Genomic DNA, 15,269 nt, shown 5'->3' with positions numbered 1-15,269 from the left:
AGCGCGAGGCCCGTCCGGCTCCCAAGCGCGAGGCCCCGCGGGCGCAGGCGACCGCGTCGCGGCCGGCCCCGCGGGCCGGCGGCGGGGGCGGCGGCGCCGTGATGCACGGCATCGGGTTCTGATGCCTCGTCCCCGGCCGGCTGAACGACCGGGGACCGTAAAACGACACATTTGGAGGGTTGTTTCGGGTGTGAACGAGGGCGGCCACGGCCCGATCCAGACCCAGACCCAGACATGACGGACAAAGACATGAGCAACGCGTTCCGCCTTTCCCCGTTTGTCCTCGCCGGCCTTCTCGCGGCCGGGCTCGCCGTGGCGGGAACGCCGGCGCAGGCCCTGTCGACCGAGCCGTCCGATCCGGCGGTGCTGCGCCTCGATCCGATCGTGCAGGCGCAGGCGCCGACCACCCAGGCGCCCGCCCAGACGCCGGTCGCTGCACCGTCCGAGCCGCCGGCCGCCGCCGGCACACCGCCTGTCGCGCAGCCGGCCGTCGCCTCGCGGCCGGCGGCCGTCGCCAAGCCGAAGCCGATCGCGCGGGCCGCCGGGTTCCGCAGCGTCCGCGCGACGCCCTATCGCGCGCCGGCGTCAGCCTATCTGGTCGCCAGCCGGTTCGAGCGCGCCGTCGTGCCGCTGTTCCTTGGCGTCGGCTACTGATCACCCGACCCACGTCGACTGCCGTATCAAAAAGGCCGCGCATCGCGTGGCCTTTTTGACACGGGCGGAGTTTCGGAGGGCAGGGCGGTCGCCGGAGGGGCTTCGAGACGAGGGCGCAGGGCGGCGCCCTCCACTCGGCTCGCGATCGGCTCGCGATCGGGACGTGATCAGATCGCGCCGTTCTTCTTCATCACGGTCTTGCAGGCCGTGCTGAGCTTGACGCGCTCGGTCTTCAGGCACGCGATGACGCGATCGGCGTCCGGGATCGCGGCGCTGCACAGGCGGAACGCGTCCGGGATGCAGGCGGCGCGCTCTTCCGACGTGCCCATCGCGGAGCCGCCCGTGCTCGACAGCGCGAGCAGCATGGCGGCGGCCGGCAGGGCGCGAGCGGGCCGGCGCAGGACACGGCCGAGCGCCGTGCGGGTCTCGGTGAACAAGCTCGCCCACAGATCGGCCGTCACGGTCGCGATCAGGGACGCAGTCTGGGTCTGCCTTGCCATGGTGATGTCCTCCGGTTTGCCGGATTGTCGTCGCCGGCCTGTCTCCAAGAGGATCGCTCACCACACGCCTGCGCACTGTGCGCGACGTCACACGCGCCGTCTGTTGCGCGTGTTTGCTCGGCTTGGATCAGACCGCGCGATCGACGTGTCGCGACGACCGATGCTCAGGAGCCGCGCCCGCTCCGGTTTCGGCGGGCCGGCGGCCGCGCTGCCCAGCACGCACGGCAGGACAGACCGGCGGTGACGCCGGCTTGACGCCGCAGTGCCGGCCGTGCCGGAGTGACGACGGCCCGCCAGGGCCGTGCCATCGCGACAAATCACGACAATCGGGGGAAAGGCATGATCAGAACCGCCATTGCGGGTCTCGGCTGGTGGGGCAAGACGCTGGTCGAGTCGGTCGACGGATCGCAGGTGATGCAGATCGTCGCCGCCGCCGAGCCGAACCTCACGCCGGAGACCGAGGCCTTCATCAAGCAGCGCGGCATCCGCCATGTGCCGGCCTTCGAGGATCTGCTCGCCGACAAGGGGATCGACGCCGTCATTCTCGCCACCCCGCCGTCCGGGCACGCCGCCCAGGTGACGGCGCTGGCCTCCGTCGGCAAGCACATCTTCTGCGAGAAGCCGTTCACCTACGACAAGAAGGCCGCCGTGGCCGCCGCCGCGGCCGTGCGAAAAGCCGGCGTCGCGCTCGGCATCGGCTACAATCGCCGCTTCCATCCCGAGATGATCAAGCTGCGCGAAAGAATCCACTCGGGTGGGCTCGGCGTGCTCGAGCACATCGAGTGCATCATGACGGTGCCGAATGCGCTGTTCATGCCGAAGACGGCGTGGCGCGCGAGCCGCGAGGAGGCCCCGTGCGGCGCGCTGGCGCCGCTCGGCGTCCACGCGGTCGACGCCTTCATCGACCTCGCCGGCGAGTTCGACACGCTCTACTGCCAGAGCTTCCGCCGTGCCGTCGATCTGCCGACCGACGACACCACCTCGGTGCTGTTCCGCATGAAGAACGGCGCCTCCGCCTATCTCGGCATGATGATGGCGACGGCGCCGACCTTCGTGTTCCAGGCCTACGGCTCCAAGGGCTGGGTGCGGCTCGACGGCATGACGCATGTGGCCGGCGCCTCGTCGGAGGAGCGCCGCACCGGCCTGTTCGGCCATTGCCGCTTCCAGCCGGTCCAGGGCGAGCCCGAGGTGTGGGAGGCCGCGCGCGTAGACGTCGGCCGCGAATGCCTGGAGGCGCTCGCCCGCGCCGCCGCCGGCGGGCCGGCCTTCCCGATCACGCTCGACGAGATCGTCCACGGGGCCTCGGCCTGCGAGGCGCTGATCCGCTCCGCTGCCACGGGGCAGGCGCAGCGGGTGGAGTAGGGGGCGCTCCGGAGACACGACACGCCGGATCGCTTCGGATGCTTTCAGTCGAAGCGGTCCGGCCATCGCCGTGCGCCGTGGAGAACGGCGAGGACCTCGACCGTCTCGCCACTGACGCGATAGGGCACCACGAACGGGGTCCCCGGAACGACGAGTTCGCGTGTGCCCGGAACGCGTCCGGCGCGGCCGAGCTCGGTATGGACCGTCAGCAACTCCGCTCGATCGAGGATGCGGCCGATGGTCATGTCGGCAGCGGTCGGATTGTCCGCCGCGATGAAATCACCGATCGCCTCGAGGTCGTGCAACGCTGGGGCGGTCCAGCGCAGCCTCATCGCTTCGTCGCGTATTTCGTCCGGACCCGGCGGACCTCGTCGTCGCTGGCGAAGTCGCCGCGGTCGGCGGCTGCGATCCCGGCTTCGATCTTGCCGATCTGCCAAGCATTCAGCGCTACAAAGTCCTCGACCGCCTTGGCGACCAGCCAACTCCTCGACCGCTCGGTCTTCTCCGCGAGCTGGTCGAGGGCGGCGACGGTATCGTCGTCGAGACGGACCGTGAAGGCGGAAGGCATCGGGACCTCATTGGTTCTATTGTAATCTAATTGAACCACAGCGAATCTGACAAGGGCTCAAGGATAACCTCGTTGGGCCGGCCAGCGTTTTCGCCGAAGATGAAGAACGGCAACTCGGTTTCCGCTATCGATGGCGAAACTCCGGGTGCCTACGCATGTTGCCCCGGCTTGACAGCTCCTATACTCGTCGAACCTGACACATTGCGCGGTTCGCCAGCGGGCGGGCGGGCGTAGGGCGTGTTGCGTATTGCCTCATCGAGATTGGGCTTTCCATGGCATTGGTATTTCCGTTCTCCGCCATCGTCGGGCAGGACGAGATCAAGCTCGCTTTGCTGATCGCTGCCGTCGATCCGACGGTCGGCGGCGTGCTCGCCTTCGGCGACCGCGGCACCGGCAAGTCGACCGCGGTGCGCGCGCTGGCGCAGCTTCTTCCCAAAATGAAGGTCGTGGTCGGCTGTCCCTATGCGTGCGATCCCGACAAGCCGGCGCCGGCCTGCGAGCATTGCCGCGGCAAGAAGGAGGGCGAGCTCAAGAGCCGCCAGGTGCAGGTTCCGGTGGTCGACCTGCCGCTCGGCGCCACCGAGGACCGGGTGGTCGGCGCGCTCGACCTGGAGCGGGCGCTGACCCAGGGCGTCAAGGCCTTCGAGCCCGGGCTGCTCGCCCGCGCCCATCGCGGCTTTCTCTATATCGACGAGGCGAACCTCTTGGAGGATCACCTGGTCGACCTGCTGCTCGACGTCGCCGCCTCGGGCGAGAACGTGGTCGAGCGCGAGGGCATCTCGATCCGGCATCCGGCGCGGTTCGTGCTGGTCGGCACCGGCAACCCGGAGGAGGGCGAGCTGCGCCCGCAGCTCCTCGACCGCTTCGGCCTGTCGGTCGAGGTGCGCACGCCCGAGGATCTGGCGACCCGCATCGAGGTGGTGCGGCGGCGCGACGCCTTCGAGCGCGACCCCGAGGCCTTCGTCGCCAAGTGGAAGAAGGACGACGACAAGCTCCGCCGCCGCCTCCTGGCGGCGCGCGAGAAGCTGCCCTCCGTGAAGGTGCCGGATGCGACGCTGGAAAGCGCCGCCAAGCTGTGCATGGGGCTCGGCACCGACGGGCTGCGCGGCGAGCTGACGCTGATCCGCGCCGGCCGGGCGCTCGCCGCCTTCGATGGCGACGCGACCGTCGGCGACAAGCATCTGCGCCGGGTGGCGCCGTCGGCGCTGCGCCATCGGCTGCGGCGCAATCCGCTCGACGAGGCGGGCTCCACCGTGCGGGTCGAGCGCGCCCTGCAGGAGCATTTCGGGGCCTAACGCCCGCTCTGTCCTTCACCTCCCCCTGGAGGGGGGAGGTCGGTCCGCGGAGCGGAGCGGGTGGGGGTGACCCGGCCGACAGGCCGGACGAAAAAGATGAGTTGGCGCCCCGGGGCTTCACCCCACCCCGACGCGCTTCGCGCGTCGACCCTCCCCCTCCAGGGGAGGGTGAAGTGAAGCGCCGCGAGGCATCAGTTTTCCGGGTTCGCCATGACGGACAAGACAGAAACCGAACGCTCTCCCTGGGCCGACGCCGTGCTGGCGGCGGCGCTGGTCGCGGTCGATCCGGCCGGCACGGTCGGGGTGGCGCTGCGCTCGCTGCCGGGGCTGGCCCGCGACCGTTGGCTCGCCACGCTTAAAAGTCTGCTGCCGCCCGGCGTGCCGGTGCGGCGGCTGCCGCTCCATATCGACGACAGCCGGCTGCTCGGCGGGCTCGATCTCGCGGCGACGCTGCGGGCCGGCAAGCCCATCGCCGAGCGCGGGATTCTCGCCGAGACCGACGGCGGCGTGCTGCTGGTCGCCATGGCCGAGCGGGTCTCGGCCGGCACCGCGGCCAGGCTCGCCGCCGTGCTCGACAATGGCGGCGTCACGGTCGAGCGCGACGGCATCCGCATCGACAGTCCGACCCGCTTCGGCGTCGTCGCCCTCGACGAGGGCATGACCGAGGACGAGCGGCCGCCCGCGGCGCTCGCCGACCGCCTCGCCTTCCGGCTCGATTTCGAGGGCGTGTCGCCGGAGCCGCCGGCCGACGATTGTCCCGATGCCGACGACGTCGCGGCAGCGCGAAAACGCCTCGCCGACGTCACGGCGCCCGACGAGGTGGTCGAGGCGCTGTGCGGCACGGCGCTGTCGCTCGGCGTCGACTCGCTCCGCGCGCCGCTGCTGGCGCTCGCGGTCGCGCGCGCTCATGCGGCGCTTGCCGGCCGCTGGGAGATCAGCAAGGAGGACGCGGCGATCGCCGCCCGCCTGGTGCTGGCGCCGCGCGCCACCCGCCTGCCGATGCCGCCGCCCGAGGAGGAGCAGCCCCCCCAGGACGACGAGCCGCCCGACCAGCCGCCGCCCGAGGGCGAGAACGAGCAGCCGGAAAATGTCGAGGACCGCCCGCTCGAGGACATGATCCTCGAGGCCGTCAAGGCGGCGATCCCGGCCGGCATCCTGGAGCAGCTCAAGCTCGCCGGCCGCATCAAGCCGCGCGCCCCCTCGGCCGGCCGCGCCGGCCATCTCCAGAAAACGAAGTTGCGCGGACGACCGGCCGGCGTGCGGCGCGGCGAGCCGCGCTCCGGCGGCGCCCGCCTCAACGTGATCGAGACGCTGCGGGCGGCGGCGCCGTGGCAGCCGCTGCGCCGGCGCGAGCGCGAGCAGAGCGGCGGACAGAGCGGGCTTGCCGAGCGCACCGCCCGGGTCGAGGTCCGCAAGGACGATTTCCGCATCACCCGCTTCAAGCAGAAGACCGAGACGACGACCATCTTCGTCGTCGACGCGTCGGGCTCGGCGGCGCTGCATCGCCTCGCCGAGGCCAAGGGCGCGGTCGAGCTGTTGCTGGCGGAATGCTATGTCCGTCGCGACCAGGTCGCCATGGTGTCGTTCCGCGGCAAGGCGGCCGAGCTGCTGCTGCCGCCGACACGGTCTCTCGTCCGCGCCAAGCGCAACCTCGCCGGCCTGCCGGGCGGCGGCGGCACGCCGCTCGCCTGCGGGATCGACCTCGCCGTGATGCTGGCCGACCAGATCCGCCGAAAAGGCCAGACGCCGTTCGTGATCCTGTTGACCGACGGCTCGGCCAACATCGCCCGCGACGGCGCCCCCGGCCGGCCCAAGGCCGAGGAGGATGCGCTCGCCTCCGCCCGCGCGCTGCGGGCCGCCGGCCTGACGGCGCTCCTGGTCGACACCGCCCCGCATCCGCGCCCGCTGGCGCGAAAGATCGCGGCCGAGATGGACGCCATGTATCTGCCGCTGCCCCATGCGGACGCTGCCGCGATCTCCGGCGCCATCAAGGCGGTGACGCCGCCCCGCGAGTCGCTGGCCGGGTAGGCGAGGCCGTCACCCTCCCCTGGAGGGGAAGGGTCGGGGCGCGCCAAAGGCGCGCTCCGGGGTGGGGTGAAGGCCCCGGACACCGGCGGGCGCTGTCACCCTCACCCGGCGGACTTCGTCCGCCGACCTCCCCCCTCCAGGGGGAGGTGAACACCTCATGCGGCAAAACGGCCGGAGCGGAGAACCAAGCGGCCGCGCCGGACGTTATTGAGGTGTTCCCGGGCGCATCGCGCCTCGAGATGAGGTCACCCCCGATGCGCATGACGTCGATGCTCCCCCGCCGCCCGGCTCCGATCCGTCGCGGGAGCGGCGGTCGATTGGCGCTCGGCCTCGCCGCTTTGCCGGCCGCGGCGGCGCTCGGCTGGCTCGCCTGCAGCACTTTCCTGATCCCAAACCGGATGCGGCTGCCGCCGGCTTTGCCGGGCGACCAGCGCGACATGGACAGCGTCGCCGGCCGGCTGAGCTACTACACGGCCGGGCCCGCGGTGACGACGGCCCCGGTCGCGGAGGCGAGCCTTCCGCCGCTGCTGTTGATCCACAGCGTCAATGCCGCCGCCTCGGCCTACGAGGTGCGGCCCCTCTATGAGGCGGCGCGCGCCAAGCGCACCGTCTACGCGCTCGACCTGCCGGGCTTCGGCTTCTCGGAGCGCAGCCGGCGCGAGTACACGCCGCGTCTGATGACCGACGCGATCCACGCCATGGTGGAGGAGATCCGCCGCGTCCACGGCGAGGGGCCGATCGACGCGATCGCGCTGTCGCTCGGCGCGGAGTTTTTGGCCCGCGCCGCCGTGGAGGCACCCGATACCTTCCGCAGCATCGCCTTGGTCAGCCCGACGGGCCTCGACTCACGGGGCCCCTATGATGGCCCGCCCGGCAGCACCCGCGGCAAGTCCGCGCTCTACGGTGCGTTCTCGTTCCCGGTCTGGGGCCGCGCCGTGTTCGACCTCCTGAACACCCGGCCCAGCGCCCGGTACTTTCTCGAGAAGGCGTGGGGATCGAAGAACATCGACGAAGGTCTGCGCGATTACGACTACGTCACGGCGCATCAGCCCGGCGCCGAGCACGCGCCGTTCTACTTCGTCAGCGGCTTTCTGTTCAGCCGGGACATCACCCGGGTCTACCGGCAACTTCGGCTGCCCGTGCTGGTCATCCGCGGGATACGCGGCGACTTCACGGACTATGGGCAGCTCGACATGATGGCGGCCCGTCCGAACTGGACAGTCCGGGTGTTTCCGACCGGCGCGTTCCCGCATTTCGAGGTGCCGGACGAGGTCGACCGCGCCTACGATTCGTTCGTCGCCGGATCGATGCCCGTTCGCTTCGCAGATCCTGTCGATTGAATGCATGACCACGCCGCCCGGCACGGCCTCCGTAAAGAACCGGGTACGAGTTTTTTGATCGTGATGCGATATCACCTTGGTTTTTGTGCAGGCGCGAGACTATAGTTCATAGACGCGAGCAAGCGATGCCGGCGGATGTTTTCCGAAAGGCCGGCAGCTTCGGTGTCGAGGCCTTCTCCGCTTGCAGCCTGCTCGTCGTGGACGTTATGAGTTGAGATTGGGAGACGACCAATGCTCACCGATCACACGACGCTGTCGCAATTTTTGATCGAAGAGAGACGCAGGTTCCCGGAGGCGACCGGGGATTTCAGTGCCCTGATCATCGATGTCGGCCTCGCCTGCAAGGCGATCGCCCGACGGGTGGCGAACGGTGCACTGGGCGGCGCGCTCGGCGCGGCCGGCAGCACCAACATTCAGGGCGAGTCGCAGCAGAAGCTCGACGTCATCGCCAACGACATGTTCATCAAGGCCAACGAGTGGGGCGGTCAGCTCGCCGGCATGGCCTCCGAGGAGATGGACATGCCGTGGGCGATCCCGGCGCGCTATCCCCGCGGCAAGTATCTGCTCCTGTTCGATCCCCTCGACGGCTCCTCCAACATCGACGTCAACGCTCCGGTCGGCAGCATCTTCTCGATCCTGCGCGCCCCCAATCCGGGCGTCGAACCGCGTCCCGAGGACTTCCTGCAGCCCGGCATCAAGCAGGTCTGCGCCGGCTACGCGATCTATGGACCGTCGACCATGCTGGTGCTCACCGTCGGTACCGGGGTACACGGCTTCACGCTCGATCCGCAGCTCGGCGAGTTCATCCTGACGAATCCGCGCATCCGCATGCCGCAGACCACCCAGGAGTTCTCCATCAACGCCTCGAATGCCCGGTTCTGGGAGCCGGCTGTGAAGCGCTATGTCGACGAATGCCTGGCGGGCAAGTCGGGCCCGCGCGGCAAGGACTTCAACATGCGCTGGATCGCCGCCCTGGTGGCCGACTGCCACCGCATCCTGATCCGCGGCGGCGTGTTCATGTATCCGCGCGACACCCGCGATCCGGGCAAGCCCGGCAAGCTGCGGCTGATGTACGAGGCGAACCCGATCGCCATGATCGCCGAGCAGGCGGGCGGGCTGGCCACCACGGGCCAGGACCGCATCATGGACATCAAGCCGACCAAGCTGCACCAGCGCATCGCCCTGATCTTCGGGTCGCGCGAGGAGGTCGAGCGGATCGAGGCCTATCACCGCGACCACAGCGGCCGGAAATTCGAGACGCCGAAGTTCAAGAGCAGCGAGCTGTTCACGACGACCGCGGCGAAGTGAACGGCTCCGCCGTCACGGCGAGGCGGCGGCTCGCCCCCGGGGCCGCGAGGCCGACGACCGGTTCGGAGACCTGATCGGAGATCCGTGATCCAGGGGCCGCCGCAGCGCGTAGGAAAGGCTGCGGCCTGGCGACGTTTTCAAGAATCGTGACGTTTTCAGCATGAGCGATCATTTGGTATGGGAGCGGGACGGCCGCGACTGGCCGAACCGGGAGGCGAGCCGCTTCGTCGACGCGGGCGGGATCCGCTGGCACGTCCAGCAGATGGGGCAGGGGCCGATCCTGCTGCTGCTGCACGGCACCGGCGCCGCCACCCATTCCTGGCGCGACCTCGCGCCCCATCTCGCCAAAGGCTTCACGGTGGTGGCGCCCGACCTGCCGGGCCATGGCTTCACCCGCATCGAGGACGATTCGAGCCTGTCGCTGCCCGGCATGGCGGCGGCCGTGCGGGCGCTGCTCGACACGCTGGCGGTGCGGCCGGTGCTCGCCGCGGGGCATTCGGCCGGCGCCGCCGTGCTGATCCGCATGACGCTCGACGGGATGATCGCGCCGCGCGGCCTGGTCAGCATCAACGGTGCCTTGATGCCGTTCCGCGGCGTCGCCGGCCACACCTTCGCGCCGATCGCCCGCCTTCTCGCCGGCACCACCCTGACGGCCCGGTTCTTCGCCTGGCGGGCCGAGAACAAGGGGTTGATCCGCGGCATCCTCAACAGCACCGGCTCGACCATCACGGCGTCCGGCGAGGAGCTCTATGGCCGGCTCGCCCGCAATGCCGGCCACGTCCATGCGGCGCTGGCCATGATGGCGAACTGGGATCTCGCCCCGCTCACCGCCGACCTGCCGCGGCTCGCCGTGCCGCTCCTGCTGGTCGCCGGCGGCCGCGACGGCACGGTGCCGCCCGACGAATCGTTCCAGGCCCGTGGCCTCGTCCCCGGCGCCCGCGTCGTCTGCCTGCGCACGCTCGGCCACCTCGCCCACGAGGAGAAGCCCGGCGAGATCGCCGCTCTGATCGAGGAGTTTTCCCGCGAGGTCGGGGTGGCGGCGTCGGCGGGCTGACCCGCCGCCCGCGCCGGGCCCAGCCACCCTGTCGCATGCGTAAAAGCACGATGCGGCGGTTTGGACCGCCTCGGGCCTAGCTCGACTGTCAATTGGATGTTACAGTCATGTCGTGATGTCCAACTTGACACTTGACAGGCCGCGCCCACCCGTGGTCCGCCCGGGGGCGCGCGTGCCGCATGCCATCGTCATCGGAAGCGGGTTCGGCGGCCTCGCCGCCGCCATCCGGCTCGGCGCGCGCGGCTATCGCGTCACCGTGCTGGAGAAGCTCGACCAGCCCGGCGGCCGCGCCTCCGTGTTCCGCCAGGACGGCTTCACGTTCGATGCCGGGCCGACCATCGTCACCCTGCCCAAACTGTTCGAGGAGTTGTGGTCGCTCGCCGGCCGCCGCTTCGAGGACGATATCACCCTGAAGCCGGTGGAGCCGTTCTACCGGGTGCGCTTCGACGACGGCGAGACCTTCACGGCGAGCCGCGATCCGGAGACGATGCGTCGCGAGATCGGCCGGCTCGCGCCCGACGACGTCGACGGCTACGAGCGCTTCATGGCGCAGAGCAAGGCGATCTACGGGGTCGGCTTCGAGCAGCTCTCCAACCAGCCGTTCCATTCGATCCTGTCGATGGCGAAGCTGCTGCCGGAGCTGTTCCGGCTGAAGAGCTATCGCACCGTCTACGGGCTGGCCGCGAGCTACGTGAAGGACCCGCGGATCCGCATCGCGCTCTCGTTCCATCCGCTGTTCATCGGCGGCAACCCGTTCACCACCACGTCGATCTACTGCCTGATCTCTCACCTCGAGCGGGAGTACGGCGTCTGGTGCGCCATGGGCGGCACCGGCGCGCTGGTGCAGGGCCTGGCCAAGCTGATCGAGGTCCAGGGCAACACCATCCGGTACAATCAGGAGGTCACCTCGATCACGGTCGAGGGCGGCGCCGCGACCGGCGTCAAGCTCGCCTCCGGCGAGACCCTCGCGGCCGACATCGTGGTCTCCAACGCCGACGCGGCGTGGACCTATCGGCACCTGCTGCCGGCGGAAGTCCGCCGGCGCTGGACCGACAAGAAGCTCGGCCGCGCCCGCTACTCGATGAGCCTGTTCGTCTGGTATTTCGGCACGCGCCGCCAGTACCGCGGCGTGCCGCACCACTCGATCCTGCTTGGGCCGCGCTACAAGGAGCTGCTGCGCGACATCTTCGACCGCAAGGTGCTGGCGCCCGATTTCAGTCTCTATCTCCACCACCCGACCGCGACCGATCCGTCGCTGGCGCCGCCCGGCTGCGACACCTTCTACGTTCTCTCGCCGGTGCCGAATCTCGCCGGCGGCGTCGACTGGGCCCATGCGGCGGAGCCGTATCGGCGGGCGATCTCCGACTTCCTCGGCCGCACCGTGCTGCCGGGCCTGGAGGAGAACGTCGTCACGTCCCGCATCGTCACTCCGCAGGACTTCCACACCCGGCTCCGTTCCGTTCTCGGTGCCGCGTTCGGCTTCGAGCCCGTGTTCACCCAGAGCGCGTGGTTCCGTCCCCACAACCGCAGCGAGGAGGTCGACCGGCTCTATCTGGTCGGTGCCGGCACCCATCCGGGCGCCGGACTGCCAGGCGTGCTGTCGTCCGCCCGCGTGCTCGATTCCGTGGTGCCCCATGGTGCCGATCTGGCTTGAGAACCCCGCCGCTTCCGACGACGACATCGACGCCTGCCGGGCGATGATCCGGCAGGGCTCGCGGACCTTCTTCGCAGCGTCGCTGCTGTTGCCGCCGGCGATCCGCTCACCGGCCTACACGCTCTATGCGTTCTGCCGCTTCGCCGACGACGAGGTCGACGGCGTCGACCGCGAGCAGGACGCGGTGGTGCGGCTGCGCGACCGGCTGGCGCGCGCCTATGACGGCGACCCGCTGCCGAGCGCGACCGACCGCGCCTTCGCCGACATGGTGGCGCGCTACGCGATCCCGCGCACCATTCCGGAGGCGCTGCTGGAAGGGCTCGCCTGGGACACGGACGGGCGCCGCTACGAGGATCTGTCCGGGCTCTATGCCTATTCGGCCAGGGTCGCCGGCACGGTCGGCGCCATGATGACGCTGCTGATGGGGGTGCGCGATCCGCTCGTGCTGGCAAGGGCCTGCGATCTCGGCGTCGCCATGCAGCTCACCAATATCGCCCGCGATGTCGGCGAGGACGCCCGCATGGGCCGCATCTATCTGCCGCTCGCCTGGATGCGCGAGGCCGGCATCGATCCGGACGCCTGGCTCGCCGCGCCGCGCTTCGACGAGCGGCTCGCCGGCGTGGTGGCGCGACTGCTCGCCGCCGCCGACGCGCTCTATGTGCGCTCCGAGGCCGGCATCGCCCATCTGCCGATCGGCTGCCGCCCCGGTATCCTGGCTGCCCGCATCATGTATGCGGAGATCGGCCGGGTGATCGAGCGGCACGGGCTCGACTCGGTGTCGCGCCGCGCCTATGTGCGCGGCCGCCGCAAGCTCGCTTTGCTGGCCCAGGCCTTCGCCACCGCACCGCTGGTGCCGGGCGGAAACCCGATGCCGCCGCTCGACGAGACCCGCTTCCTGGTCGATGCCGTCACGGATCACGCGCTCGGCCGCATCCGGCCGGACCCGGCGCGCGGGCCGTGGTGGGACATGCAGCGGCGCATCGTCTGGGTGCTCGACCTGTTCGAGCGGCTCGGCCAGCGCGATGGATTGCCGGCCTCCGAACGGGGGCGTCCCGCCCGGTTAGCCGGCCTGGAGCCGTGATGAAGCGCCACGACCACGGCGCTTCATGACAATTGTCAATTTCTGTTGTCAGTCTCTGGTGTCTAATCCCGCCTGACAAACGCGAACTGAAATCGCTCGCATACAAAGCCCCGGGAGGTCGACATGCGCATTCTGCTCCTGCATCCCAACTATCATTCGGGCGGAGCGGAAATCGCCGGTAATTGGCCACCTGCGTGGGTTGCTTACTTGGCCGGCACGCTGAAGGCCAACGGCTATACCGACGTCCGTTTCATCGATGCGATGACGGACGATCTGACCGAGGAGCAGCTTCGCGCCGAGCTTCGCGCCGAGAAGCCGGACCTGATCGGCGCCACCGCGATCACGCCGGCCATCTACAAGGCCGAGCGCGCCCTGCAGATCGCCAAGGAAGAGCACCCCGGCGCCGTCACGGTGCTGGGCGGCATCCACTCGACCTTCATGTACAAGCAGGTGCTGGCCGAGGCGCCGTGGGTCGACGTGGTGGTGCGCGGCGAAGGCGAGCAGATTCTGCTCGATCTGGTGCAGGCGATCGACTCCGGCCAGTTCAAGAAAGATCCGAACAGCGTCAAGGGCATCGCCTATTCGGACGGCGCCAACATCGTGGCGACGCCGGCGGCCCCGCCGATCGAGAATCTCGACATGCTGAGCCCCGACTGGGGCATCCTGAACTGGAACCAGTACAACTACATCCCGATGAACTGCCGCGTCGCGATACCGAACTTCGCCCGCGGCTGCCCCTTCACCTGCTCGTTCTGCTCGCAGTGGAAGTTCTGGCGCACCTACCGGGTCCGTGATCCGATCAAGGTCGTCGACGAGATCGAGGTCCTGGTGAAGGAGCACGACGTCGGCTTCTTCATCCTGGCCGACGAGGAGCCGACCATCCACCGCAAGAAGTTTGTCGCCCTGTGCGAGGAGCTGGTGCGCCGCAAGCTGCCGGTGATGTGGGGCATCAACACCCGCGTGACCGACATCCTGCGTGACGAGGCGCTGCTGCCGCTCTACCGCAAGGCCGGCCTGATCCACATCTCGCTCGGCACCGAGGCGGCCGCGCAGCTCAAGCTCGATCTCTTCAACAAGGAGACGACGGTGGCGCAGAACAAGCGCGCCATCGAGCTCCTGCGCCAGCACGGCATCGTCTCCGAGGCGCAGTTCATCGTCGGCCTGGAGAACGAGACCCGCGAGACGCTGGAAGAGACCTACCAGATGGCCCGCGACTGGAAGTGCGACATGGCCAACTGGAGCATGTTCACGCCGTGGCCGTTCTCCGACCTGTTCCAGGACATGGGCGACAAGGTCGAGGTGTTCGACTTCGAGAAGTACAACTTTGTCACGCCGATCATGAAGCCGGACGCGATGACGCGGCCCGAGCTGCTCGACGCCGTGATGAACAACTACCGCCGCTTCTACATGCGGAAGATGTTCCTGGAGTATCCGTTCATCCGCGACCGCGAGAAGCGCCGCTACATGATGGGCTGCATGAAGGCCTATCTGAAGAGCAGCTTCGAGCGGAAGTTCTACGATCTCGGCCGCGTCGGCTATTGGGGCCCGCAGTCCAAGAAGGTCGACTTCAAGTTCGACGAGACCCGCACCATCACCGAGGCCCAGTCCGCCGACCTTCAGGCCGCCCCGAAGGGCCGCAAGAAGAAGGGCGAGAAGCCGGAGGCCGTGCGGGCCTGCTGAGAACAGTCCGTCGGGCCTCGGACTCGTCATGGCCGGGACGAGCCCGGCCATGACCACTTTCAGACGCCGAGGCAGACGTGACGAGTGCTGCTGAACACCTGCCGACCGACGCGCCCGCCCACGATCACGCCGCGGATGAACACGACCACGCCGGCGAGCCGGTCGCCCGCATCGGGCCGAACGCCATCATTCGCATGATCGAGGCGCTGGGCGAGCAGGTCGGCGCCACCGAGACGGCGCGGCTGTTCGTGCTGGCCGGTCTGGCGCACCATCTCGCGCAGGCGCCGGACCACATGGTCGACGAGCGCGACGTCGTCGCGCTCCACACCGTGGTGCGGGCCGAAATGGGCGATGTGCGTGCGCGTGAGGCTGGGCGGCAGGCCGGCCTGCTCACCGCCGACTATCTGCTCGCCAACCGCATTCCCAAGCCCGTGCAGGCGATCCTGAGGATTCTGCCGGCGTCGATCGCCGGCCGCATCCTGCTGGCCGCGATCGGCAAGCATGCCTGGACCTTTGCGGGCAGCGGCGCCTTCGCGGCGGTGGGGGGGCATCCGGTGCGGTTCAGGATCGCCGGCTGCCCGGTCTGCCGCGGCGCGCAGTCGCCTGTGCCGCTGTGCGACTACTACGGCGCCACCTTCGAGCGTCTGTTCCGCACCCTGGTGCATCGCGACGCTGCCGTGCGGGAGACCGCCTGCGAGGCGTCCGGCGCCCCCGCGTGCACGTTCGAGATTCGCTGGCGCTGATC

14 protein-coding genes are annotated in these 15,269 nt (G+C 69.6%); 11 read left to right on the top strand and 3 right to left on the bottom strand.

Features of this window, described 5'->3' with window-relative positions; translation table 11 throughout:
* Positions 1–249 precede the first annotated feature (249 nt).
* Positions 250–654, top strand: a complete 405-nt coding sequence (locus tag HXX10_RS23085) for a hypothetical protein (RefSeq protein ID WP_296525611.1) — start codon at positions 250–252, stop codon at positions 652–654.
* 167 nt (positions 655–821) lie between these two features.
* On the opposite strand, the gene HXX10_RS29030 is transcribed toward HXX10_RS23085, so the two are convergent.
* The gene (locus tag HXX10_RS29030) at positions 822–1,154 is read right to left on the bottom strand and encodes a hypothetical protein (protein ID WP_367142017.1); all 333 of its coding nucleotides are present in this window, start codon (positions 1,152–1,154) and stop codon (positions 822–824) included.
* A 339-nt stretch (positions 1,155–1,493) separates the two neighbouring features.
* Between HXX10_RS29030 and HXX10_RS23075 the strand changes: the two genes are divergently transcribed.
* Entirely contained in the window at positions 1,494–2,516 is a 1,023-nt protein-coding gene (locus tag HXX10_RS23075; protein ID WP_296525610.1) for a Gfo/Idh/MocA family oxidoreductase, read from the top strand.
* Between the two features lie 44 nt (positions 2,517–2,560).
* Here the strand turns inward: HXX10_RS23075 and HXX10_RS23070 are convergent, their stop codons facing one another.
* Both HXX10_RS23070 and HXX10_RS23065 read right to left on the bottom strand, forming a co-directional pair.
* Positions 2,561–2,848 carry a type II toxin-antitoxin system RelE/ParE family toxin gene (locus tag HXX10_RS23070; protein ID WP_296525609.1) on the bottom strand — a complete coding sequence of 96 codons (288 nt, stop codon included), beginning with the start codon at positions 2,846–2,848 and terminating at the stop codon, positions 2,561–2,563.
* On the bottom strand, positions 2,845–3,084 hold the full coding sequence (locus HXX10_RS23065; protein ID WP_296525608.1) for a CopG family ribbon-helix-helix protein: 240 nt from the start codon (positions 3,082–3,084) through the stop codon (positions 2,845–2,847). The genes HXX10_RS23070 and HXX10_RS23065 overlap by 4 nt, the downstream gene beginning before the upstream one ends.
* Positions 3,085–3,356: 272 nt before the next feature.
* Between HXX10_RS23065 and bchI the strand changes: the two genes are divergently transcribed.
* From bchI to bchJ, 9 genes are all read left to right on the top strand, one after another.
* Positions 3,357–4,379: a magnesium chelatase ATPase subunit I gene (gene bchI, locus HXX10_RS23060; protein WP_296525607.1), complete on the top strand. Its 1,023-nt coding sequence runs from the start codon at positions 3,357–3,359 to the stop codon at positions 4,377–4,379.
* A 210-nt stretch (positions 4,380–4,589) separates the two neighbouring features.
* Positions 4,590–6,407, top strand: coding sequence for a magnesium chelatase subunit D (locus HXX10_RS23055; RefSeq protein ID WP_296525606.1), 1,818 nt, complete (start codon positions 4,590–4,592; stop codon positions 6,405–6,407).
* A gap of 269 nt (positions 6,408–6,676) precedes the next feature.
* Positions 6,677–7,747 carry an alpha/beta fold hydrolase gene (locus HXX10_RS23050; protein ID WP_296525615.1) on the top strand — a complete coding sequence of 357 codons (1,071 nt, stop codon included), beginning with the start codon at positions 6,677–6,679 and terminating at the stop codon, positions 7,745–7,747.
* 231 nt (positions 7,748–7,978) lie between these two features.
* On the top strand, positions 7,979–9,055 hold the full coding sequence (locus tag HXX10_RS23045) for a class 1 fructose-bisphosphatase (protein ID WP_296525605.1): 1,077 nt from the start codon (positions 7,979–7,981) through the stop codon (positions 9,053–9,055).
* 160 nt (positions 9,056–9,215) lie between these two features.
* Complete coding sequence (gene bchO / locus HXX10_RS23040) at positions 9,216–10,109, top strand: alpha/beta fold hydrolase BchO (protein ID WP_296525604.1); 894 nt, start codon at positions 9,216–9,218, stop codon at positions 10,107–10,109.
* A 172-nt stretch (positions 10,110–10,281) separates the two neighbouring features.
* On the top strand, positions 10,282–11,763 hold the full coding sequence (locus tag HXX10_RS23035; RefSeq protein ID WP_296525603.1) for a phytoene desaturase: 1,482 nt from the start codon (positions 10,282–10,284) through the stop codon (positions 11,761–11,763).
* Positions 11,747–12,844, top strand: coding sequence for a phytoene/squalene synthase family protein (locus HXX10_RS23030; RefSeq protein WP_296525602.1), 1,098 nt, complete (start codon positions 11,747–11,749; stop codon positions 12,842–12,844). Before HXX10_RS23035 ends, HXX10_RS23030 begins: the two co-directional genes overlap by 17 nt.
* A gap of 123 nt (positions 12,845–12,967) precedes the next feature.
* Positions 12,968–14,524: a magnesium-protoporphyrin IX monomethyl ester anaerobic oxidative cyclase gene (bchE, locus tag HXX10_RS23025; protein WP_296525601.1), complete on the top strand. Its 1,557-nt coding sequence runs from the start codon at positions 12,968–12,970 to the stop codon at positions 14,522–14,524.
* Positions 14,525–14,601: 77 nt separating this feature from the next.
* A complete protein-coding gene (gene bchJ / locus HXX10_RS23020; RefSeq protein ID WP_296525600.1) occupies positions 14,602–15,267 on the top strand; it encodes a bacteriochlorophyll 4-vinyl reductase in 666 nt (221 codons plus the stop codon).
* Positions 15,268–15,269 lie beyond the last annotated feature (2 nt).

The sequence above is a fragment of the Rhodoplanes sp. genome (assembly GCF_013377085.1).
GTDB lineage: Bacteria > Pseudomonadota > Alphaproteobacteria > Rhizobiales > Xanthobacteraceae > Rhodoplanes.
Note: the sequence above shows the minus strand (reverse complement) of the source record. Positions and strands in the feature narration are given on the sequence as shown.